This is a genomic window from Pseudomonas sp. NPDC087690, assembly GCF_044743175.1.
Classification (GTDB): Bacteria; Pseudomonadota; Gammaproteobacteria; order Pseudomonadales; family Pseudomonadaceae; genus Aquipseudomonas.
Genome location: NZ_JBIUVX010000008.1, coordinates 143,714 through 168,071 on the forward strand (window position 1 = coordinate 143,714; position 24,358 = coordinate 168,071).

General features: G+C 60.2%; 25 protein-coding genes. 16 read left to right on the top strand and 9 right to left on the bottom strand.

Going from position 1 to position 24,358, the window contains the following annotated elements:
- Positions 1–68 precede the first annotated feature (68 nt).
- Entirely contained in the window at positions 69–2,213 is a 2,145-nt protein-coding gene (dinG, locus tag ACIPIZ_RS12400; RefSeq protein WP_064393080.1) for an ATP-dependent DNA helicase DinG, read from the bottom strand.
- A gap of 99 nt (positions 2,214–2,312) precedes the next feature.
- Between dinG and ACIPIZ_RS12405 the strand changes: the two genes are divergently transcribed.
- Positions 2,313–2,771 (top strand): CopD family protein, encoded by a 459-nt coding sequence (locus ACIPIZ_RS12405; protein WP_095125631.1) that lies wholly within the window; start codon positions 2,313–2,315, stop codon positions 2,769–2,771.
- A gap of 107 nt (positions 2,772–2,878) precedes the next feature.
- On the opposite strand, the gene ACIPIZ_RS12410 is transcribed toward ACIPIZ_RS12405, so the two are convergent.
- From ACIPIZ_RS12410 to ACIPIZ_RS12425, 4 genes are all read right to left on the bottom strand, one after another.
- Positions 2,879–3,637 carry a hypothetical protein gene (locus tag ACIPIZ_RS12410; protein ID WP_105707455.1) on the bottom strand — a complete coding sequence of 253 codons (759 nt, stop codon included), beginning with the start codon at positions 3,635–3,637 and terminating at the stop codon, positions 2,879–2,881.
- On the bottom strand, positions 3,630–3,911 hold the full coding sequence (locus tag ACIPIZ_RS12415) for a DUF1145 domain-containing protein (RefSeq protein ID WP_064393083.1): 282 nt from the start codon (positions 3,909–3,911) through the stop codon (positions 3,630–3,632). The genes ACIPIZ_RS12410 and ACIPIZ_RS12415 overlap by 8 nt, the downstream gene beginning before the upstream one ends.
- A 162-nt stretch (positions 3,912–4,073) precedes the next feature.
- Positions 4,074–4,796, bottom strand: a complete 723-nt coding sequence (locus tag ACIPIZ_RS12420; RefSeq protein ID WP_064393084.1) for an OmpA family protein — start codon at positions 4,794–4,796, stop codon at positions 4,074–4,076.
- A gap of 89 nt (positions 4,797–4,885) precedes the next feature.
- Positions 4,886–5,581, bottom strand: a complete 696-nt coding sequence (locus tag ACIPIZ_RS12425; RefSeq protein ID WP_064393085.1) for an OmpA family protein — start codon at positions 5,579–5,581, stop codon at positions 4,886–4,888.
- A gap of 199 nt (positions 5,582–5,780) precedes the next feature.
- On the opposite strand from ACIPIZ_RS12425, the gene ACIPIZ_RS12430 reads away from it, so the two are divergent.
- The 4 genes from ACIPIZ_RS12430 (at position 5,781) to ACIPIZ_RS12445 (ending at position 7,573) form a co-directional block, all read left to right on the top strand.
- Complete coding sequence (locus ACIPIZ_RS12430) at positions 5,781–6,278, top strand: DUF6231 family protein (protein WP_064393086.1); 498 nt, start codon at positions 5,781–5,783, stop codon at positions 6,276–6,278.
- 4 nt (positions 6,279–6,282) lie between these two features.
- The gene (locus ACIPIZ_RS12435; protein ID WP_064393087.1) at positions 6,283–6,759 is read left to right on the top strand and encodes a YchJ family protein; all 477 of its coding nucleotides are present in this window, start codon (positions 6,283–6,285) and stop codon (positions 6,757–6,759) included.
- 113 nt (positions 6,760–6,872) lie between these two features.
- Positions 6,873–7,367, top strand: a complete 495-nt coding sequence (locus ACIPIZ_RS12440) for an LEA type 2 family protein (RefSeq protein WP_064393088.1) — start codon at positions 6,873–6,875, stop codon at positions 7,365–7,367.
- Complete coding sequence (locus ACIPIZ_RS12445; protein WP_008083915.1) at positions 7,364–7,573, top strand: SEC-C metal-binding domain-containing protein; 210 nt, start codon at positions 7,364–7,366, stop codon at positions 7,571–7,573. Before ACIPIZ_RS12440 ends, ACIPIZ_RS12445 begins: the two co-directional genes overlap by 4 nt.
- A gap of 201 nt (positions 7,574–7,774) precedes the next feature.
- Here the strand turns inward: ACIPIZ_RS12445 and ACIPIZ_RS12450 are convergent, their stop codons facing one another.
- The gene (locus tag ACIPIZ_RS12450; RefSeq protein WP_064393089.1) at positions 7,775–8,332 is read right to left on the bottom strand and encodes a cysteine hydrolase family protein; all 558 of its coding nucleotides are present in this window, start codon (positions 8,330–8,332) and stop codon (positions 7,775–7,777) included.
- A gap of 146 nt (positions 8,333–8,478) precedes the next feature.
- Here ACIPIZ_RS12450 and ACIPIZ_RS12455 point away from each other — a divergent pair, with 146 nt between their 5' ends.
- The 9 genes from ACIPIZ_RS12455 (at position 8,479) to ACIPIZ_RS12495 (ending at position 19,609) form a co-directional block, all read left to right on the top strand.
- Entirely contained in the window at positions 8,479–9,123 is a 645-nt protein-coding gene (locus tag ACIPIZ_RS12455; RefSeq protein WP_105707448.1) for a glutathione binding-like protein, read from the top strand.
- Positions 9,124–9,314: 191 nt separating this feature from the next.
- A complete protein-coding gene (locus ACIPIZ_RS12460; RefSeq protein ID WP_150646995.1) occupies positions 9,315–11,765 on the top strand; it encodes a penicillin acylase family protein in 2,451 nt (816 codons plus the stop codon).
- 622 nt (positions 11,766–12,387) lie between these two features.
- Entirely contained in the window at positions 12,388–13,422 is a 1,035-nt protein-coding gene (locus ACIPIZ_RS12465; RefSeq protein ID WP_064393092.1) for a ligase-associated DNA damage response exonuclease, read from the top strand.
- A complete protein-coding gene (locus ACIPIZ_RS12470) occupies positions 13,419–15,107 on the top strand; it encodes an ATP-dependent DNA ligase (RefSeq protein ID WP_401165509.1) in 1,689 nt (562 codons plus the stop codon). Before ACIPIZ_RS12465 ends, ACIPIZ_RS12470 begins: the two co-directional genes overlap by 4 nt.
- Before the next feature lie 317 nt (positions 15,108–15,424).
- Positions 15,425–16,207, top strand: coding sequence for a transporter substrate-binding domain-containing protein (locus ACIPIZ_RS12475; protein ID WP_007918608.1), 783 nt, complete (start codon positions 15,425–15,427; stop codon positions 16,205–16,207).
- Positions 16,208–16,263: 56 nt separating this feature from the next.
- Complete coding sequence (locus ACIPIZ_RS12480; protein WP_105707439.1) at positions 16,264–16,992, top strand: ABC transporter permease; 729 nt, start codon at positions 16,264–16,266, stop codon at positions 16,990–16,992.
- Positions 16,989–17,699, top strand: a complete 711-nt coding sequence (locus ACIPIZ_RS12485) for an ABC transporter permease (RefSeq protein WP_008083897.1) — start codon at positions 16,989–16,991, stop codon at positions 17,697–17,699. Before ACIPIZ_RS12480 ends, ACIPIZ_RS12485 begins: the two co-directional genes overlap by 4 nt.
- Positions 17,700–17,712: 13 nt before the next feature.
- Complete coding sequence (locus ACIPIZ_RS12490) at positions 17,713–18,831, top strand: succinylglutamate desuccinylase/aspartoacylase family protein (RefSeq protein ID WP_064393095.1); 1,119 nt, start codon at positions 17,713–17,715, stop codon at positions 18,829–18,831.
- 13 nt (positions 18,832–18,844) lie between these two features.
- Entirely contained in the window at positions 18,845–19,609 is a 765-nt protein-coding gene (locus ACIPIZ_RS12495; RefSeq protein WP_401165512.1) for an ABC transporter ATP-binding protein, read from the top strand.
- Between the two features lie 58 nt (positions 19,610–19,667).
- Here ACIPIZ_RS12495 and ACIPIZ_RS12500 read toward each other — a convergent pair whose 3' ends face one another.
- A complete protein-coding gene (locus ACIPIZ_RS12500) occupies positions 19,668–19,874 on the bottom strand; it encodes a hypothetical protein (protein WP_401165514.1) in 207 nt (68 codons plus the stop codon).
- Positions 19,875–19,923: 49 nt separating this feature from the next.
- On the opposite strand from ACIPIZ_RS12500, the gene ACIPIZ_RS12505 reads away from it, so the two are divergent.
- Positions 19,924–22,413, top strand: coding sequence for a ligase-associated DNA damage response DEXH box helicase (locus ACIPIZ_RS12505; RefSeq protein WP_253479941.1), 2,490 nt, complete (start codon positions 19,924–19,926; stop codon positions 22,411–22,413).
- Positions 22,410–23,066 (top strand): ligase-associated DNA damage response endonuclease PdeM, encoded by a 657-nt coding sequence (pdeM, locus tag ACIPIZ_RS12510; protein WP_064393098.1) that lies wholly within the window; start codon positions 22,410–22,412, stop codon positions 23,064–23,066. The genes ACIPIZ_RS12505 and pdeM overlap by 4 nt, the downstream gene beginning before the upstream one ends.
- A 117-nt stretch (positions 23,067–23,183) precedes the next feature.
- Here the strand turns inward: pdeM and ACIPIZ_RS12515 are convergent, their stop codons facing one another.
- Together ACIPIZ_RS12515 and dcd are read right to left on the bottom strand one after the other, a co-directional pair.
- Positions 23,184–23,393 (bottom strand): hypothetical protein, encoded by a 210-nt coding sequence (locus ACIPIZ_RS12515; protein WP_064393099.1) that lies wholly within the window; start codon positions 23,391–23,393, stop codon positions 23,184–23,186.
- A 107-nt stretch (positions 23,394–23,500) separates the two neighbouring features.
- Complete coding sequence (dcd, locus tag ACIPIZ_RS12520; RefSeq protein ID WP_008083888.1) at positions 23,501–24,067, bottom strand: dCTP deaminase; 567 nt, start codon at positions 24,065–24,067, stop codon at positions 23,501–23,503.
- Between the last annotated feature and the right edge of the window lie 291 nt (positions 24,068–24,358).

A 24,358-nucleotide genomic window follows, 5' to 3' on the forward strand; every position in this document is an offset into this window, starting at 1 on the left:
CATTGGCCAATGGAAAAGTGATGGCAGAGAGATAGACAACACGGCGGGCAAAACTGCCCACCGTTGTCTCAGGATATTTCACGACGGAAAGGCGGCAACGCATTGAGGATCGCCTTGCCATAGCGCTGGGTGACCAGGCGCCGATCCAGCAAAGTGATGGTGCCGCGGTCTTCTTCGGTGCGCAGCAGACGCCCGCAAGCCTGAACCAGCTTCAGCGAGGCATCGGGCACGGAGATTTCCATGAACGGATTGCCGCCACGGGCCTCGATCCACTCCGACAGCGCCGCTTCGACCGGATCATCCGGCACCGAAAACGGGATCTTGGCGATTACCACGTGCTCGCAGTAGGCACCCGGCAAGTCGACACCCTCGGCGAAACTGGCGAGACCGAACAGCACGCTGGAATCACCGCCATCGACCCGCGCCTTGTGCTTGTTCAGGGTTTCCTGTTTCGACAGGTTGCCTTGAATGAACACTTGCTTGCGCCAGTCGCGATCGAGGCCGTCGAACACGTCCTGCATCTGTTTGCGCGAAGAGAAAAGCACCAGGGTGCCGCGCGAACCTTCGACCAGGTCCGGCAGCTCACGAATGATCGCTGCCGTGTGTGCGGCGGCATCGCGTGGATCGGCCTTCAGATCGGGCACGCGCAGCACACCGGCGTCGGCGTGATGGAACGGGCTCGGCACCACCGCGGTGACGGCTTTTTTCGGCAGACCGGCGCGCATGCGGAAGCGGTCGAAAGTGCCCAGCGCGGTCAGGGTTGCCGACGTTACGAGGCAACCATAGGCGACATTCCACAGACTGCGACGCAAGGTTTCCGCCGCCAGAATCGGGCTGGCGTTGACCTCGATGTCGAACAGCGAACCGCTTTCGGCCAGGGTCAGCCAGCGCGCCATTGGGGGGCTGTCTTCCGGATCTTCGGCGGTGAACGCCGTCCACAATTCCCAGTTGCCGGAGGCGCGGGACAACAGGCTGCCGAACAGCGGATACCACTCTTCGGCCTGATTGCTGGCGATGCCGATGTTGACCTCGCCGTCCATGCCTTCCTTGAGCAGGTCGGTCAGGCGCGTGAACAGATCATTGAGGCGCGAAAAGCCCTTTTTCAGCTCGATGCCCATTTCGCGGATGTGCTCGGGAATCACCCCGGCGACAAAACGATAACGCGGCCGCTCACGGCCCTCGACATCTTCGCCGGGCTTGAAGTCGGCAACCTGCTCGCAGGCGCTGAACATGAACTGTTGCTGGGCCTTGATCTCCCGCGCCAGTTCCGGCACTTGTTCGATCAACTTGCCGAGATCGCCCGGCAGCGGATGCTGGGCCAGCAGCTTGGTCAGGTTTTTCGCCGTGGTTTCCAGCCAGTCGGCAGTGGAACGCAGGCGCGTGTAGTGAGCGAAGTGGCCGATCGCCTTGTCCGGCAAGTGATGGCCTTCGTCGAACACGTAAATGGTGTCGCGCGGATCGGGCAGTACCGCACCGCCGCCCAGCGCCAGATCAGCCAGAACCATGTCGTGGTTGGTGACGATCACGTCGACCTTGCCCATGCCTTCGCGGGCCTTGTAGAAGGCGCACTGGCCGAAGTTCGGGCAATGACGGTTGGTGCACTGGCTGTGATCGGTGGTCAGACGCGCCCAGTCGGCGTCTTCCAGCGCATTCGGCCAACTGTCACGATCGCCGTCCCACTTATTGCCGGCGAGTTTCTCGATCATGCTGGTGAACAGCTTCTGACTGGCCTCATCGACCTCGATCTTGAAGCCTTCTTCTTCGAACAGCTGCGCGGTGGCAGTTTGCGCGTGGCCTTCCTGCAGGAGCATGTCGAGTTTGGACAGGCACATGTAGCGGCCACGGCCCTTGGCCAGCGCGAAGCTGAAGTTCAGCCCGCTGTTGCGCATCAGGTCGGGCAAATCCTTGTAGACGATCTGTTCTTGCAGCGCCACGGTCGCGGTGGCGATGACCAAGCGTTTGCCGGCGAGCTTGGCGGTCGGAATCGCGGCCAGGCTGTAGGCCACTGTCTTGCCGGTACCGGTGCCGGCTTCCACCGCAACAATCGCGGGGTCGCCACTGCGCCGGCCTTCGTCGTCGGTGTCGATATCCCCGAGGACTTTGGCGATTTCAGCGATCATCAGGCGCTGGCCGTAACGCGGCTTGAGGCTCTTGGCCTCTAGAAAACGCGAGTAGGCGCCCTGGATCGTGGTTTTGAGTTCAGTGCTGATCATGAATTTTCGGGCGCAAAAAACGCTGGATAAATTTTCAGTGGTTTCGGATGGCGGCTATCATACCCCGCTAATTAATCCCGCGCAGAACGGAGTGCCCCAATGACACCTTTTAGCCTCGTCTATCCCCTGCATGTGCTGTCCGCCCTGGTCTGGGTCGGCGGTATGTTTTTCGCCTGGATGGTCTTGCGCCCGGCGGCTGTGAAGGCCCTCGACGGACCTGCCCGGCTGACCTTGTGGGTGGAAGTGTTTCAAGGTTTTTTTCGCTGGGTCTGGGTTGCGGTGATCCTGCTGCCGATCAGCGGCGTGGGCATGTTGCATTTGCAGCAGGTCGGGTTCGAGACCGCGCCGAAATATGTGCAGGTGATGATGGGCTTGTATGTGGTGATGACGGCGCTGTTTATCCGCATTCAGGGCTTGATGCTGCCGGAGTTGCGTACGGCGGTGGACGCGAAGGACTGGCCGGCGGGTGCGGCGGTGCTGGGGCGGATTCGGCGGGTGGTGGGGCTTAATCTTATTGTCGGGTTGGTGCTGGTGGCGATTGCGGCGGCAAGACCGTGATCGTTCCCACGCTCTGCGTGGGAATGCCGCAAGGGACGCTCTGCGTCCAGTGACGCGGAGCGTCACGGGCTGTGTTCCCACGCGGAGCGTGGGAACAATCAGTGATCTTACAGGCGCTGCACAGTCACAGCACCCGCCGCCCCCACCGGCCCAGGCTGTCCATCCGCCCCGGCCTTGCCGTTCTTGCCGCCATCGGCGCGGTACACCAGGCAGCCCTTGGACTTGCCGCCCTTGCCTGCCTTGCCGCCAACACCCGCCGGGCCACCGGCACCGCCAGCAACATTGACCTTGATCAGCTCGGCCGGAAATTCGCGCGGCACTTCAAGGCGCACCAGCGCACCCGGTGCGCCTGGCTGACCGTCACTGCCGTTGCTGCCATCAAAACCGTGCCCGGCCGAGCCATAGGTGCAGCCCGGGTCTTCACCGTTGCCGCCGTCCAGCCCGACAAAACCCGGCGCGCCGGTGCCGCCACGGGCATCGACCAACAGTTGCGGCGCGTTCAACGCCTTGAATTGCAGATTCAGATTGCGTCCGGCTCGGGCGGCTTTTTCATAAGTGCCCGGCGCTCCACGCGCAGTAATCTGGCTGCCATCGCTCAGCTCTGCGCGAACGACCTTCATGTCCAAAGCGTTCTCGCCCGGAACGATCGCGATGCGTGCTTCATGGCCAAGACGCAACTCACCGACACTCAACTCGGTCACGTTGGCCGGAATCAGCAGCGTGCCGTAATCAGCGACTTCGAGTTTCTCCAGTTGCAAGGTACTGGCGGTGTTGGGCAGGCGCATCAGCGAATTGGTTTCGACGCTGACCACTTGGGCGCAGGCCAAAGGGCTGATGAATGCAGCGAGCAAGCAAAGTTTACGCATGGGAAGAAGCCTCCGGAGCGGCCGGGGCCGGGATGGTTTGCAGGTGGAATACGCCGAACAACAGGATGCGGCCACGGTCACGCCAAGGGTGCGGACGGCCTTTGAGGCTGCGGTTGCACAGCAACACTTCGAGTACATGGATCAGCAACAACAGACCGCCGGCCAGATTGACCAACAGATTCAACGGATGTACGAACGGCACCAGCTGATTGGCCAGCACCACGCAGCAGAACAGCAGGGTCAACAACCGCCCCAGCCCCCAGAACACTTTCATACGCCCCCCGTGTTGCGAATTATTCTTTGGGCGCACAGTAACGGCTTCTGCGGGGGATAAGCCAGAGGGATAAATGAAAAAAATTCGATCGCCTGCCAAATGGCTGCCGAAACGACACCGATCGTCGTCCGGCAGCTCTAGCCTGCGCCCTACAGACGCGTCCTAACGATTGATGTGCAACTCCACCCGGCGGTTCTGCGCGCGGCCTTCATCGGTGGCGTTATCGGCGACCGGCTCGCTTTCACCGCGACCCTCACTGGTGAGTTTGTTCGGCGCCAGGCCCTGGCTCAGCAGATAAGCGGCGACACTGCTCGCACGCCGTTCCGACAATGCCTGGTTGTAGGCATCCGACCCTTTACTGTCGGTGTGGCCGATGACCTTGATGCTCACCACGTCGGCATTGCGCAGTTTGTCCATCAGCGTATCGAGCTGGGCTTTGGCAGCCGGGGTCAGGTCGGACTTGTCGAAATCGAACAGCACATTGCCGGCATCGCTGAGTGTGATGACTTCCGTCTGCGGTGCAGGCTCCGGCACTTTTTCCGTGACCGGGTACTGCGGCAACGGGCAACCACGGTGATCGACCGGGGTATTGGCCGGCGTATCCGGGCAACGGTCGCGGCGGTCGAACACGCCGTCGTCGTCTTCATCGCCGTCCTGGGCGTAACAGATCAGTCCGCCGGTGAGTATCCCCAGCGCCGCACCGCCGCCGGCCCAGCCAGCACTTTCAATGGCGCCGAGACCGCCACCGACCAGCCCGCCGATAAGGCTGCAGATCGGCCACGTACGTTGATTGAGGGGGGCATCGCCATCGCTGTGAGTGGCGCAACCGGTGAGCAAGCTGCCTAACAGCAGTACCGGCAAGACGGACCTTGAGAAAACAGTCATTGTGAAAGCTCCTGTGTCACCGGCCCATACCGGTTACACAGGAGTAAAGACCCGCATCCGCGACTGCACAAGCCGCGGATGCGAGAGGTCTAGCGGACGATTTTGATTTCGGTACGACGGTTTTGCGCACGACCGTCAGCGGATTTGTTGTCGGCCACAGGCTGGCTTTCACCCAGACCGGACACCGAAACGAAGCTGGCGCGCGGCACACCTTGCTGAATCAGGTAGTCCACCACCGAGTGGGCGCGACGATCCGACAGTTTCTTGTTGTAGGCATCGCTGCCCACGCTGTCGGTATGGCCGGTCACGGTCAGTTGTGCTGTAGAGGATTCCTGTTTCAGGCGCGTGGCGACCTTGTCGAGTACTTGCTTGTCAGGGCCGGTCAATGTGGCTTTGTCGAACTGGAAGTGCACATCACGGATGACAATGGTTTCTTCCTTGACCACTACAGCTTCTTCGACCACAGGTGCAGGCGTTGGTGGAGGGCAACCGTCAGCGTCGACCTGTACGCCTTTAGGCGTGCCCGGGCACTTGTCGCGACTGTCCGGCACGCCATCGCCATCTTCGTCGCCATCACCGTGCACCCAGCAATAAGCCGCTGCCGTGCCACCGATCAGCAACGCGCCGTAGCCGGCCCACGCCGAACTCTCGGTCGCGCCGAGACCGGCACCCACCACACCACCGACCGCCGCACAGGTCGGCCAGTCGGTTTTCTGCAAACCTGCACAACCAGTCAACACACTGGTTAGCAGAATCAAAGGTAATGCTGTCCGAACTATGCTCATCTGGTTTTCTCCTGAGGGATCGGCTTAGAACCGATTCAGGGAGTAAAGACCGGAGTTTTAATCTCCGCCAGCAATAGGCCACCGCTGTTTGCGAGCGTGTTCACAGGACTTTGACGCTTTTGCCGCAAACCCGCGAGACAGGGCGCTAGGCTCCAATGATAGAGCGCGCTAGTCTTGGCGGTCTGATTGAGGAGCTTCGATGAACGTCGCCATTTCTTCCCGCACGCCGCAACAGGCGTTGGCCGCTTTGCTGGATCGCTACGCACCGGCGCGTCTTTTGCTGATCGGCGCCAGCGAGTTTCCGGCCCTGAGCGCCTTTAAAGAGGCGCATCCTGACACAGTCGTCGCCCACGCCGCGCCCGGCGCCTTGCCTGCCGAACTGGCGGCGCAGCGCTTCGATCTGGCGCTGGTGGTCGATTGCCTGGAACATTTGCCCAAGCGCGATGGCCTGAATCTGTTGGGCGGGATTCGTAATCTCAATGCCAGCCGCATCGCGGTGCTGGCGGATCTGTCCGCCAGCGGTTGGCAGGAAACCGACTTCTATTCGCTGGCGCTGCAAGCCAGCGAACGCTTTCAACGCGACGATCAAGTGCTGACGCTGTTCACCTATGATCTGCTTGAATACAAACAAGTCCCCGACTGGCTCAATTCGCGCTTCTGGGCCAATCCGGAAAACTTCGGGAAATACTGGTGGTAATGCAATGAGTACAGCCATTTGCCCTTGCGGCAGCGGCAATCTGCTGGATGCCTGCTGCGGCCATTATCACGACGGCCATCCTGCGCCGTGCGCCGAGGCACTGATGCGTTCGCGCTACAGCGCGTATGTGCTGGGGCTGATCGACTATCTGGTAGCGACTACCCTGCCCGCCCAGCAAACGGGGCTGGATAGGCAGTCGATCGGCAACTGGAGCGCGCAAAGTACCTGGCTCGGTCTTGAAGTAGAAAGTTCGGAGGTCTTTGGCGGCCAGCCGGAACACGCCTTCGTCACCTTCACCGCGCGCTGGCACGATGATCAGGGTGAACACAGCCATCGCGAGCGCTCCTCGTTCGTGCAGAACACCGGACGCTGGTACTTCATTGATCCGACAGTGCAAATGAAGCTGGGGCGCAATGACAGTTGCCCGTGCGCGAGCGGGCAGAAGTTCAAGAAGTGCTGTGCAGCGTATTTCGGCGCTTAAGATCAAAAGATCGCAGCCTGCGGCAGCTTCTAAAGAGGTAGGCGATCTCATGCAGGAGCTGCCGCAGGCTGCGATCTTTTAGGACTAGACTGAGCATCAAAGGGAGTTATCACATGCTCGGTCGCAGGCGCACATTTCAGTTCTTGATGCTTACGCTGGTACTCAACCTCGGCGGTTGTGCGTCGTGGTTCAGCGATGACAGCGTCGACCCCGCCGTGCACCTGGTAAAAGTCGAGGTGGTGCGCGCCAAGCTGCTCGAACAGAAATTCATCCTGCACTTTCGCATCGACAATCCCAATGACAGCGACCTGACCGTGCGCGGTCTCGAATACCGCATTCATCTGGCCGACATGTTGCTGGCCGAAGGCGAGCATGAACACTGGTTCACCGTCGGGCCCAGGCACAGCGCCTATTTCAAAGTGCCGATCCGCACCAACCTCTGGCCGAAGGTAAAAGACGTGGTGAAACTGCTGAAAAATCCGAATCAGCAGATTCCCTATCGTTTGCAGGGCGAAATGGAAACAGGTTTATTCATCGCCCACTACGTGCACCTTGAGCGCAATGGCGTGATAATCCCCGCCGATTTAATTCCGGAGCAACACCGATGACCCAGCAACCTCATGTCCATGGCCCAGACTGCAACCACGATCATGATCATGACCATCATCACGATCATGACCACGGCCACGTGCACGGCCCGAACTGCGGCCACGCCCACCAGGAACCGGTGCGCAATGCCCTGAAAGATGTCGGCCGCAACGATCCTTGCCCATGCGGCAACGGCAAGAAATTCAAGAAGTGCCACGGCGCGTGATGCCCGGGGCGGACAGTCGTTTCGCCTGACACACCGCTTTCGCGAGCAAGCTCGCTCCCACCGTTGATCTGCACTGAACATTTTTTTTGTGGACATCCGCAGGCCCTGTGGGAGCTGGCTTGCCAGCGATGAGGCCGGCACATTCAACATTGATGTCGCCTGTTACTCCGCCATCGCTGGCAAGCCAGCTCCCACAGGTTATCAGTCGGCTGCCAAAATCTGTGCAGCACTGACCACCGTCGCATACTCCCCCTGCAAATTCCCCAGCGACATTGCGTGCACCTCTTCCGCCGTGCGCAATGTGCCGAAATAATCGGCCTTGTCGAAGGTGAAACAGGCATCCTCGGCCACCCATGCATCAAACCCCAGATTCCCCGCCGTACGCGCCGTTGACTCCACCGAGTTGTTGGTCGCCACACCGACGATGACCAACTGCCCGATGCCCGCCTCGCGCAACTGCGCCTCTAATCCGCTGGCACAAAACGCATCCGGCACCTGCTTCTGAATCAGCCATTCGCCATCCTGCGGCAAAAACCTGTCCTGAAATTCCACCCCTTCCTGCTCGGGCCAGAACACCGAATCCAGCTCACGCGACAGATGCTGCACATGAATCACCGGCCTTGCACTACGCCGCCACAGCCCCAACAGATCAAGGATTCGCTCTTGCGCCTGAGGATTGTTTCTTCGCCCCAAACGCGGCTGCAGGATGCCTTTTTGCTGGTCGATGATGATCAGTGCAGCGTTGGCCTGAAGCTCCATGGCGATTTTTCTCATGTGGGGTCATTGAATTTGCCCCAGTTCAGCATCACCTCTTCCAGTCAGGCAAGCTTTCGAATGCACACGGGATCACCTGACGCCGGCGTTTGCTGTCCGCACGCAAGTCCATTTCTGCTTTGGAGTTCTCCATGATCGACCTGTATTACTGGACCACCCCCAACGGCCACAAGATTTCCCTGTTCCTTGAAGAAGCCGGCCTGCCGTACAACGTGCACCCGATCAACATCAGCCAGGGTGAGCAGTTCCAGCCACACTTTCTGAAGATCGCGCCGAACAACCGCATCCCCGCCATCGTCGATCACGAGCCGGCCGATGGCGGCGAGCCGTTGTCGCTGTTCGAATCCGGGGCGATTCTTTTATATCTGGCGGAAAAAACCGGCCAGTTTCTGCCCAAAGACCTGCGCGGTCGGCAGACGGCCCTGCAATGGTTGTTCTGGCAAATGGGCGGCCTCGGGCCGATGGCCGGGCAGAATCATCACTTCAGCCAGTTTGCGCCGGAGAAAATCCCCTACGCGATCAAACGCTACATTGATGAAACCGCGCGGCTGTATGGCGTGCTGGACAAACAATTGGCCAACAACGACTTCGTCGCCGGCAGCGAATACAGCATTGCCGACATGGCGATCTATCCGTGGATCGTCTCGCACAAATGGCAAAGCCAGAACCTTGAAGACTTCCCGCATGTGCAGCGCTGGTTCAACCACATCAAGGATCGCCCGGCGACCGTGAAGGCGTATGCGCTGGTGCAGAAGATCAATCCGCCGAAATCCTGAATGAAGATCAAAAGATCGCAGCCTGCGGCAGCTCCTGCATTGGAATGCGCGTCCCTGTAGGAGCTGCCGCAGCCTGCGATCTTTTCCATTCGACAGAAATGCACAAATAACCCCCGCCCCCGCTTGCGCGGCCACCTCCTGCTCACTAACGTAGCGGCTTTACTGACGCTACCCCCCGCAGGAGCTTTGCCATGGCCTCGCCAGCCCTTACTCATTTTCTTCCCCGGTTCGGCGTTGCCGCAGCAGTGGCCGGTGTTTTGGGCCTGTCCGGTTGCCAGACCTGGAACGCTCAGGACACTCTCCCGCCGACCTCCGGCGTGCAACCGCTCAAGGGTCTGGCGCAGAACGTGTCGGTGCGCCGCAATGCCATGGGCATGCCGCTGATCGAAAGCAATACCTTCCACGACGCGCTGTTCAGCCTCGGCTACGTGCACGCCAGCGACCGCATCAACCAGATGGTCACCCTGCGTTTGTTGGCTCAGGGCCGTCTGGCGGAAATGTCCGGCGCCTCGATGCTCGATGCCGACCGCTACATGCGCGCGGTCAACCTGAAGAAAAGCGCCGGTGAGCTGTACAAGGCTTCGTCGCCACGCCTCAAGCGCTTCTTCGAAGTCTATGCGCGGGGGGTCAATGCTTACCTGTTCCGCTACGCCGACAAGTTGCCGGGCGACCTCGCCTCCAGCGGTTACAAGCCTGAATACTGGAAACCGGAAGATTCGGCGCTGATTTTCGCCCTGCTGAATTTCAGCCAGTCAGCCAACCTGCCGGAAGAAATTTCCTCGCTGGTGCTCGCGCAAACCGTGACCACCGACAAACTCGCCTGGCTGACGCCGTCCGCACCCGACGAGAATCTGCCACTGGCCGAAGCCGACAAGCTGCAAGGGCTCAAACTCAACGGGCAGATTCCCGGCCTGACTGAATTGAGCAGCGCCAGCCAGCAACTGTCGACACTGAACATGCTCGGTGCTACGTCTTCGAACAACTGGGCGCTCGCCCCGCAACGCAGCCGCAGCGGTAAAAGCATTCTCGCCAGCGACGCCCACGGGCCGCTGGCCGCGCCGTCGCTGTGGAGCTTCGTGCAGATCCGCGCCCCGAAATATCAGGCCGCTGGCGTCACCGTCGCCGGTCTGCCGCTGGTCCTCGGTGGCTTCAACGGCAAAGTGGCGTGGAGCACCACCAGCGTGCTCGGCGACAACCAGGACCTGTTCCTGGAAAAAATCCGTCGCCAGGGCAGCAGCCTGACCTATGAGGTCAATGGCAAATGGCAGCCGCTGGGCGTGCGCAACGAAACCTATTTCGTCAAAGGCCAGCGACCGGTTCGTGAAGCGGTGTACGAAACCCGTCATGGCGCGTTGCTCAACAGTGCTCAAGCCGCCGCACAAGGCAGCGGTTTCGGCCTGGCCTTGCAGACGCCGAGCTTCACCGACGACAAGTCGCTGGATGCGTTTTTTGACCTGACCCGTGCACAAACCGTTGAACGTGCTTCGGACGCCAGCCGCGAGATCCGCGCCATTGCGCTGAATCTGGTGTTTGCCGACGCGAGCAACATTGGCTGGCAAGTCACTGGCCGTTTCCCGAACCGTCGTGAAGGCGAAGGTCTGCTGCCATCGCCGGGCTGGGAAGGCCGCTACGACTGGGACGGTTACGCCGACCCGATGCTGCACCCCTACGATCAAGACCCGGCGCAAGGCTGGCTCGGCACCGCCAACCAGCGCGTGATTCCTCACGGTTACGGCATGCAGTTGTCGAATTCCTGGGCGGCGCCGGAGCGTGGCGAACGCTTGGCGGAACTGGCCGGCAGCGGCAAACACGACAGCCGCAGCGTGATCGCCATGCAATACGACCAGACCACCACGTTCGCCGCCAAGCTGAAAAAAGTGTTTGAAGCTCCAGGCATGAAGCAGCCGCTGAAGCAGGCCATCGATGCGCTGCCGGAAGCGGATCGCAGCAAGGCGCGTGAAGCGTTTACACGATTGATGGCGTTCGACGGCAAGCTCAGCCCGACCTCGGCGGATGCGGCGATCTATGAGTTGTTCCTGCAGGAAAGCATGAAGCAGATTTTCCTCGACGAACTCGGCCCGGAATCGAGCGCGGCGTGGAAAGCGTTTATTGCCAACGGGGATTTGTCCTACGCGGCGCAGGCCGATCATCTGTTGGGACGTGAAGACAGCCCGTTCTGGGACGACACTCGCACGCCGCAGAAAGAAGACAAAGCAGTGATTCTTGCCCGCAGTCTTGCGGCGGCGATCAGCGCTGGCGACAGTCAGTTGGGCGGCGATCACCGCGCCTGGCAGTGGGGCAAATTGCACAGCTATGCCTGGAAAAACAGCAATGGTCAGACGGTACGCGGCCCATTGGCGGCGGGTGGCGACCACACCACGTTGAACACGTCGGCCTTCGCCTGGGGTCAGGACTTCAACACCACGCGCGCGCCGTCGATGCGCTTTATCGTCGACTTCGGTCAGGCTGAACCGCTGATGGGGCAGAACGGTACGGGGCAATCGGGTAATCCGCTCAGCCCGAACTATCTCAATGGCATCGATGCGTGGTTGAAGGGGCAATACATCGGTTTGCCGATGCAGCCGCAGAACTTTGACCGGGTGTATGGCAAAACCCGTTTGACCCTGACTCCCGGCAAATAAGGCAAAGGTCAAAAGCCCCTCACCCTAACCCTCTCCCGGAGGGAGAGGGGACTGATTGGGGGTTGCTGCAGGTCTACGCCGACCTGAAGGAGTGTGCCGAATCCGGAATTTGCTCGGTTTAACTCGTCGGGCATCTCGGTCGGCCTTGTAAATCAAAAGCCCCTCACCCTAACCCTCTCCCGGAGGGAGAGGGGACTGATTGGAGGTTGCTGCAGGTCTACGCCGACCTGAACGGGCACTGCCGAATCCGGAATTTGCTCGGTTCAACTCGTCGGGCATCTCGGTCGGCCTTGTAAATCAAAAGCCCCTCACCCTAGCCCTCTCCCGGAGGGAGAGGGGACTGATTGGAGGTTGCTGCAGACTTGCGCCGACCTGAAGGTGCTGTGCTGAATCCGGAATTGGATCGGTTCGTGTCTTTCCAGATCCGAGATTTGCTTGGTTCTTGCTGTGTCGAATCCATAATCGACTCGGTTTTTCAGGTCGATGGATAGCGCCAGACACCTCGGTCGGCCCCCTCTCCCTCGGGGAGAGGGCTGGGGTGAGGGTTGCTCTTCAAAGTCGATAGAACTTCTGGACTCGCGCCAACCTCATAGCTAACAAGCCCCCCATTCCTGGTAACGACATGGACCTTGTTATCGCCCGCCCCGAAGGTCTCTATTGCCCTGCCGGGGATTTCTACATTGATCCGTGGCGCCCCGTCGAGCGCTCGGTCATTACCCATGCCCACGGCGATCACGCCCGTACCGGCAACCAGCATTACCTCGCCAGCAGCGCCAGCGAAGGAATTCTGCGCGCAAGACTGGGGCAGGACATCAACCTGCAAACCCTCGCCTACGGCCAGCGCCTCACCCATCACGGCGTCACTTTGAGTTTTCACCCTGCCGGCCACGTGCTCGGCTCGGCACAGGTGCGTCTGGAGTACGGCGGCGAAGTCTGGGTCGCGTCCGGCGATTACAAGATCGAGCCGGACGGTACCTGCGCGCCGTTCGAACCGGTGCGCTGCCACACCTTCATCACCGAATCGACCTTCGGCCTGCCAATCTATCGCTGGCAGCCGCAGGCGCAGGTGTTCGCCGAGATCAATCAGTGGTGGGCAGCGAACATTGCCGCCGGCAAAGCCAGCGTGTTGTTCTGCTATTCGTTCGGCAAGGCCCAGCGGATTCTCCACGGCATTGACGAAAGCCTCGGGCCAATCCTCAGCCACGGCGCGGTCGAGCCGCTGAATCGGGTGTACCGCGAGGCCGGCGTGTACCTGCCGCCGACGATCTACGCCGGTGACGTCGCCAAAAATGATCCACGGATGCGTGAGGCACTGGTCATCGCCCCGCCCTCGGCCGGTGGCAGTAGCTGGATGCGCCGTTTCGGTGATTTCAGCGATGCCTTCGCCAGCGGCTGGATGCGCCTGCGCGGTACCCGGCGGCGGCGCGGTGTTGATCGCGGCTTCGTCCTTTCCGATCACGCCGACTGGCCTGGCCTGTTGTGGGCAATCAACCAGACCGGTGCCGAACGGGTGATGGTCACGCACGGTTCGATCGGAGTGCTGGTGCGTCATCTGCGCGAGCACGGTCTGGATGCGCAAGGTTTTAACACCGAATACGGTGATGACGAGGAAGACAACATCGCCGCCGAACCCACCGTCGCCGAGACTTCAACATGAAAGCCTTCGCCGAGTTGTACGCCGAGCTCGACGCCACCACTTCAAGCAACGCCAAACTGGCAGCGATGCAAGCTTACTTTGCCCTGGCGGCACCGCAGGACGCGGCGTGGGCGGTGTACTTTTTGTCCGGCGGACGGCCTCGGCAATTGGTCCCGGTGCGGATTCTGCGCGAAATTGCCGTGGAGATGTCAGGCCTCGAACCGTGGCTGTTCGAGGAGAGCTATCAGTCGGTCGGCGATCTGGCGGAGACCATTTCGCTGGTACTCCCGGAAAACCCGCACAGTTCTGAAGCCGGCCTCGCCGAATGGATCGAGGACAAACTGCTGCCGCTGCGTGGTGAAACGCCGGAGTTTCTTTCCCGACAATTGCCGGCGCTGTGGGCACAACTCGATCGATCAAGCCTGATGTTGTGCATCAAACTGATCACCGGCAGCTTCCGCGTCGGCGTGTCGAAATTGCTCGTCACCCGCGCGCTGGCCTCAATGGCTGGCCTTGACAGCAAACGCGTGGCGCAGCGGCTGGTGGGTTACACCGACCTGTCGAACCGCCCCAACGCCGCCAGTTACCTGAAACTGATTGCCCCGGAATCCGCCGACGAACACGCCCAGCGCGGCGGTCAGCCGTACCCGTTTTTCCTCGCCCACGCGTTGTCGCAACCGGTTGAGGAATTTGAAGCGCTGATCGGCCCGGCCAGCGACTGGCAGATTGAATGGAAATGGGATGGCATCCGCGCACAAGTGGTCAAACGCGAGGGCCGCTTGTGGGTGTGGTCGCGCGGCGAAGAACTGGTCACCGAGCGCTTCCCCGAGCTGGATGTGCTGGTCCACGGTTTGCCGGACGGCACGGTGATCGATGGCGAGATCGTCGTGTGGAAAAGCACGCATCCGCGCACTGAAGACGCCTTCGATCCGCAATCGACCGAACCACCGGCCGTACAGCCCTTCGCTCTGCTGCAACAACGCATCGGCCGCAAGACTCTCGACAAGAAAATCCTCGAAGACGTGCCGGTGGTGGTGCTCGCCTACGACTTGCTCGAATGGCAGGGCGAAGACTGGCGCAACCAGCCGCAAGCCAAACGTCGTGCGCAACTTGAAATGGTTATCGCAAGCTGCAAAAGCCCGGTGTTGCTGCCCTCCCCCGTGCTGACTGGCAGTGACTGGTTCGACCTCGCCCGTCAGCGCGAGGCCTCTCGGCGTTTGGGGGTGGAAGGCATGATGCTCAAGGCGCGGGATTCGCTGTATGGCGTCGGCCGCACCAAGGACATGGGCGTCTGGTGGAAGTGGAAAGTCGATCCGTTCAGTGTCGATGCCGTGTTGATTTATGCGCAACGAGGGCATGGTCGACGGGCCAGTCTCTACAGCGATTACACCTTTGCCGTGTGGGACGGGCCACCGGAGTCAAGCCAACGGGCGCTGGTGCCGTTCGCCAAGGCCTATTCGGGACTGACCGATGCGGAGATGCGTCAGGTCGACAGCATCGTGCGCAAGACCACGGTGGAGAAATTCGGCCCGGTGAGCAGCGTGAAACCGAGCCTGGTGTTTGAGCTGGGTTTCGAGGGCATCGCCCTTTCGCGGCGACACAAGAGCGGAATTGCCGTGCGGTTTCCACGGATGCTGCGCTGGCGACAAGATAAAACCGTGGATGAGGCGGATAGCCTAGCCACATTGCAGGATCTTCTCGCCTGAGTTCAACATGACGCGAAGATCGTTCCTACGCTCCGCGTGGGAATGCCTCAACGGTCCGCGTTCGGCTCTGGATGGGACGCGGAGCGTCCCGGGCTGCATTCCCACGCAGAGCGTGGGAATGCAGCCCTAAATCAGTGCAAGCTATTTTCAGTGCCCGTTTGCGGGCACTGACTCGCTCATCCAATCGCTGCGCCAACCTTTTAAAACGCTTGTTCGGGACTATGGTTCGGAAATTGCTACTTTCTATAGGTCGTACGCGTTCCAGTAACAATAATTCTGCGCCACAAGCGCTCATATTGGTTCTTAGGGATTGAATAATGAAAAAAGCATTGCTGACCCTTTCTGCACTGGCGTTGTGCATGGCCGCTGGCTCCGCGCTGGCCAAGGAATACAAAGAGCTGCGCTTTGGCGTTGACCCTTCGTACGCACCGTTTGAGTCGAAAGCGGCCGACGGCAGCCTGGTGGGCTTCGACATCGACCTGGGCAACGCGATCTGCGCCGAACTGAAGGTCAAGTGCAAGTGGGTCGAAAGTGACTTCGACGGTATGATTCCGGGCCTCAAGGCCAACAAATTCGACGGTGTGATCTCGTCGATGACCGTGACCCCGGCCCGCGAAAAAGTCATCGACTTCTCCAGCGAACTGTTCTCCGGCCCGACCGCTTATGTGTTCAAGAAAGGTTCCGGCATCACCGCAGACGTCGCGTCCCTCAAGGGCAAAACCGTCGGCTACGAGCAAGGCACTATTCAAGAGGCCTACGCCAAAGCCGTGCTGGACAAGGCCGGCGTGAAAACCCAGGCCTATCAGAACCAGGATCAGGTGTATTCCGACCTGACCTCCGGCCGTCTCGACGCCGGTATCCAGGACATGCTGCAAGCCGAACTGGGCTTTTTGAAGTCACCACAGGGCGCCGACTATGACGTCAGCAAGCCAGTTGACAGCGAATTGCTGCCAGCCAAGACCGCTGTCGGTATTAAGAAAGGTAACACTGAGCTGAAGGCGCTTTTAGATAAAGGTATCAAAGCGTTACACGATGACGGCAAATACGCCGAGATTCAAAAGAAACACTTTGGCGATCTGAATCTGTACAGCGGCAAATAATGCCCCGGCGCCCATCATCGATGGGCGCCTTTTCCATCCGCTCAGGTTGCTGATTTATGTTCGAAACCCTCCTGCAAAATCTGGGGCTCGCCGCCTTCAGCCTCAAGGGCTTTGGTCCTTTGTTGCTGGAAGGCACCTGGATGACTATCAAATTATCGGCGTTGTCGCTGCTGGTGGCCGTTTTGCTCGGCCTGCTCGGCGCCAGTGCCAAACTGTCAAAAATTAAACTGGTACGCCTGCCCGCCCAGCTCTACACCACGCTGATTCGCGGCGTGCCGGATCTGGTGCTGATGCTGCTGATCTTCTACAGCCTGCAAACCTGGCTGACGTCCCTGACTGACTACATGGAATGGGAATACATCGAGATCAACCCATTCAGCGCCGGGGTACTGACCCTGGGCTTCATTTATGGTGCGTATTTCACTGAGACCTTCCGTGGCGCGATCCTCGCGGTGCCACGCGGTCAGGTTGAAGCCGCCACCGCGTATGGCCTCAAACGCGGTCAGCGCTTTCGCTTTGTGGTGTTCCCGCAAATGATGCGTTTCGCCCTGCCCGGCATCGGCAACAACTGGATGGTGATGCTCAAGGCCACCGCGCTGGTGTCGATCATCGGCCTGGCCGATCTGGTCAAAGCCGCGCAGGACGCCGGTAAAAGCACCTATCAACTGTTCTACTTCCTGGTCCTTGCTGCGTTTATTTACTTGCTGATCACCAGTGCGTCGAACTTCATCCTGCGTTGGCTGGAACGCCGCTACGCCGCCGGTGCCCGGGAGGCCGTGCGATGATCGAACTTTTGCAGGAATACTGGCGCGCCTTCCTTTATACCGACGGCCAGAACATCACCGGGCTGGCGATGACGATGTGGCTGCTCACGGCCTCAATCGTTATCGGTTTCCTCGTCTCGATCCCGTTGTCGATCGCGCGCGTCTCGCCGCACTTCTACATTCGCTGGCCGGTGCAGTTCTACACCTACCTGTTCCGTGGCACGCCGTTGTATATCCAGTTGCTGATTTGCTACACCGGTATTTACAGCTTGGCCGCCGTGCGGGCGCAGCCGCTGCTCGACAGTTTCTTTCGCGATGCGATGAACTGCACGATTCTGGCGTTCGCCCTCAATACCTGCGCCTACACCACGGAGATTTTCGCCGGGGCGATCCGCAGCATGAACCACGGCGAAGTCGAAGCGGCCAAGGCATACGGCCTGACCGGCTGGAAGCTGTATGCCTACGTGATCATGCCGTCGGCGCTGCGCCGTTCGTTGCCTTATTACAGCAACGAAGTGATCCTGATGCTGCACTCGACCACCGTGGCTTTCACCGCGACTATCCCCGACATCCTGAAAGTCGCGCGGGACGCCAACTCGGCGACCTTCCTGACCTTTCAGTCGTTCGGCATCGCCGCGCTGATCTACCTGACCATTACCTTTGCGCTGGTCGGCCTGTTCCGCCTTGCCGAACGCCGATGGCTGGCCTTCCTCGGCCCGACTCACTAGGACAACACAGCAAATGCGCCACCTGATCCATGACTTGCTGGCCCCGCTGCCGGGGACCGCACGACAGATCCACAGCTTCCACTTCGGCCCGGAGCAGGCCAAAGGCAAGATCTACATCCAGTCTTCACTGCATGCCGACGAATTGCCGGGCATGCTCGTCGCCTGGCATCTCAAGCAGCGCCTGACGGAGCTGGAAGCTGCCGGCCGCCTGCGCAGTCAGATCGTGCTTGTACCGGTGGCCAACCCGGTCGGCCTCGAACAAGTGCTGATGGATGTGCCGCTGGGCCGCTACGAACTGGAAAGCGGACAGAACTTCAACCGCTGGTTCGTCGACCTCAGCGAGGAAATCGGCAACGCCATCGAGGGCAGGCTGAACGACGATCCGCAGCACAACCTTGAACTTATCCGCACGCATCTGCGTGACGCCCTCGCCCGCCAGACCGCCGGTACGCAACTGCAATCCCAGCGTCTGACCCTGCAACGGCTGGCCTGCGATGCCGACATGGTGCTGGATTTGCACTGCGATTTCGAATCGGTGGTGCACCTTTACACCACGCCTGAAGCCTGGCCGCAGGTCGAGCCATTGGCGCGTTATATCGAGGCTCAGGCGAGCTTGCTGGCCACCGATTCCGGCGGCCAGTCGTTCGACGAATGTTTCACCCTGTTGTGGTGGCAATTGAAGGAACGCTTCGCCGAACATTTCGAGATTCCCCTCGGCAGTTTCTCGGTGACCGTCGAGTTGCGCGGCCAAGGTGACGTCAATCATCCGATGGCCAGCCGCGACTGTCAGGCGCTGATCGACTATCTGATCCAGTTCGATGCAATCGTCGGCGAAACCAAACCGCAGCCGCCATTGCCGTTTCCGGCCACCCCGCTGGCCGGTGTCGAACCGGTGACCACGCCGGTTGGCGGCTTGCTGGTGTACAGCGTCACAGCAGGGCAATACCTGGAAGCCGGCCAGCAAATCGCCGAAATCATCGACCCGATCCACGACAAGGTCACCCCCATTCATTGCGTCGCCGCCGGCCTGCTGTATGCCCGTTCGCTGCGACGCATGGCCACGGCCGGCATGGTCATCGCCCACGTCGCGGGCGCCGAAGCCTACCGCAGCGGCTACCTACTTTCGCCTTGAGGATGTCTGTCCCATGTACAAACTGACCGTTGAAGGCCTGCACAAAAGCTATGGCGACCATCAGGTGCTCAAAGGCGTTTCGCTCAAGGCCAAGACCGGCGACGTGATCAGCCTGATCGGCGCCAGCGGCTCGGGCAATAGCACCTTTTTGCGCTGCATCAACTTTCTCGAACAACCCAACGACGGCGCCATGAGCCTCGATGGCCAGGCGATCCGCATGGTCACCGACCGCCACGGCATGCATGTCGCCGACGCCGATGAACTGCAACGCCTGCGCACGCGACTGGCCATGGTGTTTCAGCATTTCAACCTGTGGAGCCACATGACCGTGCTGGAAAACATCACCATGGCCCCGCGCCGGGTACTGGGTTGCAGCAAACAGGAAGCCGACGATCGTGCCCGGCGTTATCTGGACAAGGTCGGCTTGCCGGCGCGGGTGGCGGATCAGTACCCGGCATTTCTTTCTGGCGGTCAGCAACAGCGCGTGGCGATCGCTCGGGCGTTGGCGATGGAACCGGAAGTGATGTTGTTTGACGAACCGACTTCAGCGCTCGATCCGGAGTTGGTCGGGGAAGTGTTGAAGGTGATTCAAGGCCTGGCTGAAGAGGGTCGAACCATGATCATGGTCACCCACGAAATGAGCTTCGCACGCAAGGTGTCGAGCCAGGTGCTGTTCTTGCACCAAGGTCTGGTGGAAGAAGAAGGTGCGCCCGAAGACGTATTGGGTAACCCGAAGAGCGAACGCTTGAAGCAATTTCTCAGTGGCAACCTGAAGTAGCCTCAGGGTTGAAACAGCAGCAGCCGGTTTTCCGGCTGCTGTTATTCAGGCATCAGGTTCAAGCTGGATGATCGAACTTGAAACTGCCATTTTCAATCAGGATTGCATTTTCATCGGTACCGCTGAAGGTGCCGGAAAACTGCGCGTTGCCGCCTACCGTCAATTCCATTGTCCCCGGAAAAACCACGGCCTCTGAAGTCTGATTTTCACCTCGCATAGCTGCGGTTGCTCGCGGCTGCGAAGTGATGGAAATTAAACTTGTCATAGCGCTGCATGGTCACTGGAAGAACATCTTCTGAGCGCACGTAGCCGGCATGCCCATCTCGCCCGACCTCGCAAAAATCTGGTTCAGCGCCCGCCACTGGAAGCCGTTCGCTTTTCAGAAACAAGTCTGGGCGGCGGTCAAACGTGGGGAATCCGGATTGCTCCATGCCAGCACCGGTGCCGGCAAAACCTATGCGGTGTGGTTCGCTGCGCTCAACCGTTTCGCCAAACCCGCTGCCATCGTTGAAACCTCTCGCAAGCGCAAACCACCGGCCGAACCACTGACCGTGTTGTGGATCACGCCCATGCGCGCCCTCGCCGCCGACACCGCACGCGCGCTGCAAGCCCCTGTCGAGGATTTGCAAATACCGTGGAGCGTCGGTCTGCGCACCGGCGACACCAGCAGCAGCGAACGCGCCCGCCAAAGTCGACGCCTGCCGACCACGTTGATCACCACACCGGAAAGCCTGACATTGCTGCTGGCCCGCGCTGATGCGCAGGTAGCGCTGTCGACGCTGCGGATGATCGTCGTCGACGAATGGCACGAACTGCTTGGCAACAAGCGCGGTGTGCAATTGCAACTGGCCCTCGCGCGTTTGCGGCGCTGGCAACCGGATCTGATTGTCTGGGGCGTCTCCGCCACGCTCGGTAATCAATCCCACGCCGAGGAAGTACTGATCCCACAGGGCGATGGCATCAGTGTTCAAGGGCAAAGCGAAAAATCGCTGAAAGTCGACACCCTTATCCCGCCGTCCATTGAACGCTTTCCGTGGGCTGGGCACATCGGTCTGAAGATGCTGCCCCAGGTCGTTGCCGAACTCGACGCCTGCGTTAGCACGCTGGTCTTCACCAACACCCGGGCGCAGTCGGAGATCTGGTATCAGGCGTTGCTTGAAGCGCGGCCGGACTGGGCTGGATTGATCGCGCTGCATCACAGCTCTCTGTCTCGCGACACCCGCGACTGGGTCGAGAAAGCCTTGAAGGATGGCCTGTTGAAAGCCGTGGTCTGCACCTCGAGCCTGGATCTGGGCGTGGACTTTCTGCCGGTCGAGCGCGTGCTGCAAATCGGTTCGGCCAAAGGTGTCGCACGTCTGATGCAGCGCGCCGGGCGTTCGGGCCATGCACCCGGGCGTACCTCTCGGGTGACGCTGGTGCCGACCCACAGCCTTGAATTGATCGAAGCCGTTGCGGCCCGCGATGCAGTCGAGCAACGGCGCATCGAACCGCGCCTGTCACCGCACAAACCGCTGGATGTGCTGGTCCAGCATTTGGTCAGCATGGCGCTGGGTGGTGGATTTTTGCCGGATGAGTTGTACGAAGAAGTCCGCGGCGCCTGGGCTTATCGTGATCTGACGCCTGCGGACTGGACGTGGGCGCTGGCTTTCGTACGCCACGGCGGAATGTCTCTGACAGCCTATCCGGATTACCGCCGGGTTGAACCGGATGAACATGGCGTCTGGCGTGTACCGGATGCGCGTCTGGCACGGCGCCACCGCATGAGCGTGGGCACCATCGTCAGCGATGCCAGCATCAACCTGAAGTTCTGGAGCAAGGGCGGCGGCGGTAAACAGCTGGGCAGCGTCGAAGAAGGTTTTATCGCCCGGCTCAAACCCGGCGATGGGTTTCTGTTCGCCGGGCGTTTGCTGGAGTTGGTGCGCGTGGAAAACATGACCGCTTACGTCAAGCGCAGCAGCGTGAAAAAAGCGGCGGTGCCGCGCTGGAATGGCGGGCGCATGCCGCTCTCCAATGAACTGGCGCAAGCCGTGGTGACACGCTTCAGTGCGGCCGCAGAAGGTGAGTTCATCGGCGCGGAAATGCAGGCACTGCGACCGCTGCTGGAGACTCAGGCTCGCTGGTCGGGTCTGCCGACCGTTAACAATATGCTCGCGGAGGTGCTGAAATCCCGCGAGGGCTGGCATCTTTTCCTCTATCCGTTCGCCGGGCGGCAGGTGCATCTGGGGCTGGCGAGTTTGCTCGCCTGGCGCGTCAGTCAGCGCCAACCGGTGACGTTCTCGATTGCGGTGAATGATTACGGTCTGGAGCTGCTCAGTGCCACGCCGGTGGATTGGTCGAAGCAGCTCAACGCTGAACTGCTCGACCCTGCGCATCTTTTGGCTGACGTTCTGGCAAGTCTCAATGCTGGCGAACTCGCTTTGCGGCGTTTTCGCGAAATCGCGCGAATTGCCGGGCTGGTGTTCGCCGGTTACCCCGGCGCGCCGAAAAGCACCCGACAGGTGCAGGCTTCGAGCGGACTGTTCTTTGAAGTATTTAAACAATATGACGCGGACAACCTGTTGCTCGCCCAGGCCGGGGAAGAAGTCCTGCGCGAAGAGCTGGATATTCGTCGACTGGAACAGACCCTGGATCGCATCAATCGGATGAAACTCGACGTGCAGCAGATCAAACGTCCTACGCCGTTGGGCTTTCCGTTGCTGGTGGAGCGCATGCGCGAAAGTATGAGTTCGGAAAAACTCGCCGACCGGATCAGACGGATGGTCGGGGATCTGGAAAAATCGGCCGACAAGGGCAAACGCCCATGAATACGCCTTATCCCGTAAGACTGGCCGGGGAAGAGCTTTGGCTGCTGCCGGAAAAAGCCCTGTACTGGCCGGCGCAACAGGCGCTACTGATAGCCGACGTGCATTTCGGCAAAGCCGCGGCTTACCGCAGCCTCGGCCAACCGGTTCCGCAGGGCACCACGGCGAGCAATATCGCGGTGATTGATCGTTTGCTGGCAACGCTGCCCTGCCGACAACTGATATTTCTCGGAGACTTCCTGCATGGCCCCGGCTCGCACGCTGCGGGCACTTTAGGGGCGTTGGCGGAATGGCGTGCACGCCACGCGGGTCTGCCGATGACGCTGATTCGCGGCAATCATGACAAACGCGCAGGGGATCCACCGGCGGCGCTGAACATTCGAGTGGTGCCAGAGCCGCTACTGTTGGGCCCATTCGCCCTGCAGCACGAGCCCGAGCCACATCCTCAACGGCATGTGCTGGCCGGACATGTGCATCCGGTTTATCGGCTGCATGGCAAGGGCCGCCAGAGTTTGCGGCTGGCGTGTTTCAGGTTGGGTGAACGCATCAGTCTGATGCCAGCGTTCGGCGCGTTTACCGGCGGTTATCCGGTCGAGAGGGATGACTGCTGCAAAATCTTTGTCATCGGTGATAACCAAATCTGGCCAGTCAGTTGAACCGCCCCTCAACCCTGCAGGAGCAGAGCTTGCTCACGAAGGCGTCCGCCCATTCACCCAGGATGAAACAGACAGACCGCTTCGCGAGCAAGCTTCGCTCCTACAAAAGCACAAGCATCAGGCCACTGGCGCCGGTGGTGGCTCATCCGGCAGAGTCGGCTCGCCCGGTTCGGTCGGCTGTTCGTTGGGCGTGTCGGGATCAGGCTGTCCGGGAATTCCACCGGCCATGCTCAAGGATGGTTGTGCCAACAGGGACCAGGCCAATACGCCAACCTGATTGGGCTCAAGCCTTGCCAGCTCGGCACTGATATGCGGATCGATCTTCATGGAGCACTCCTCGGCGAAGGCCCGTTTTGCCAGAAGCAAGAGCGGGCAGTACACCCCATAGAGTGTCTGCCCGCCAAAGAATTCCCGACATCCGCCGGATGGACGAATCAGGTACGCGGCAGAGTCACGCCACGCTGGCCCTGGTACTTGCCGCCGCGATCCTTGTAGGAAACTTCACATTCTTCATCGGATTCAAGGAAGAGCATCTGCGCCACGCCTTCGTTGGCGTAGATTTTCGCCGGCAGGTTGGTGGTGTTGGAAAATTCCAGGGTCACATGACCTTCCCACTCAGGCTCAAGCGGCGTGACGTTGACGATGATGCCGCAACGCGCGTAAGTGCTCTTGCCCAGGCAAATGGTCAATACGTTGCGTGGAATGCGGAAGTATTCGACGGTGCTGGCCAGGGCGAACGAGTTCGGCGGAATGATGCAGACGTCGCTGTGGACGTCAACGAAGCTGCCCGGGTCGAAGTTTTTCGGGTCGACGATCGACGAGTTGATGTTGGTGAACACCTTGAAATGGTTGGTGCAACGCACGTCGTAGCCGTAGCTCGACACACCGTAGGAGATCACCCGGCTGTCGTCGCTGCCGCGCACCTGGCGCTCGACGAACGGCTCGATCATGCCCTGTTCCTGCGCCATGCGGCGAATCCACTTGTCCGATTTGATGCTCATGGCGGGGTGTCCTGAATAGCGAGGTGGAAAAATTCTGTCCGGCATCTTACCGGGCGCGCCGCCTCGTTCAAAGTGCGCACTGCAATTCTCGGCGATCCCCCATGATTTACGCGGTCTGGCGACGAACCGTCACACCGCCGATCCCTAAATCGAAGAAACCTTCGCAAGAAGCATTGGCACGTCTCGGAAAAAGGGTTAAGGTGGCGCCACTGTGCTGCTTGTGTCACTGAGAATCTCTACACGATATGTTGAATTTCGATCCAACCATCTACAAGTATTTTTCCTGCTCTT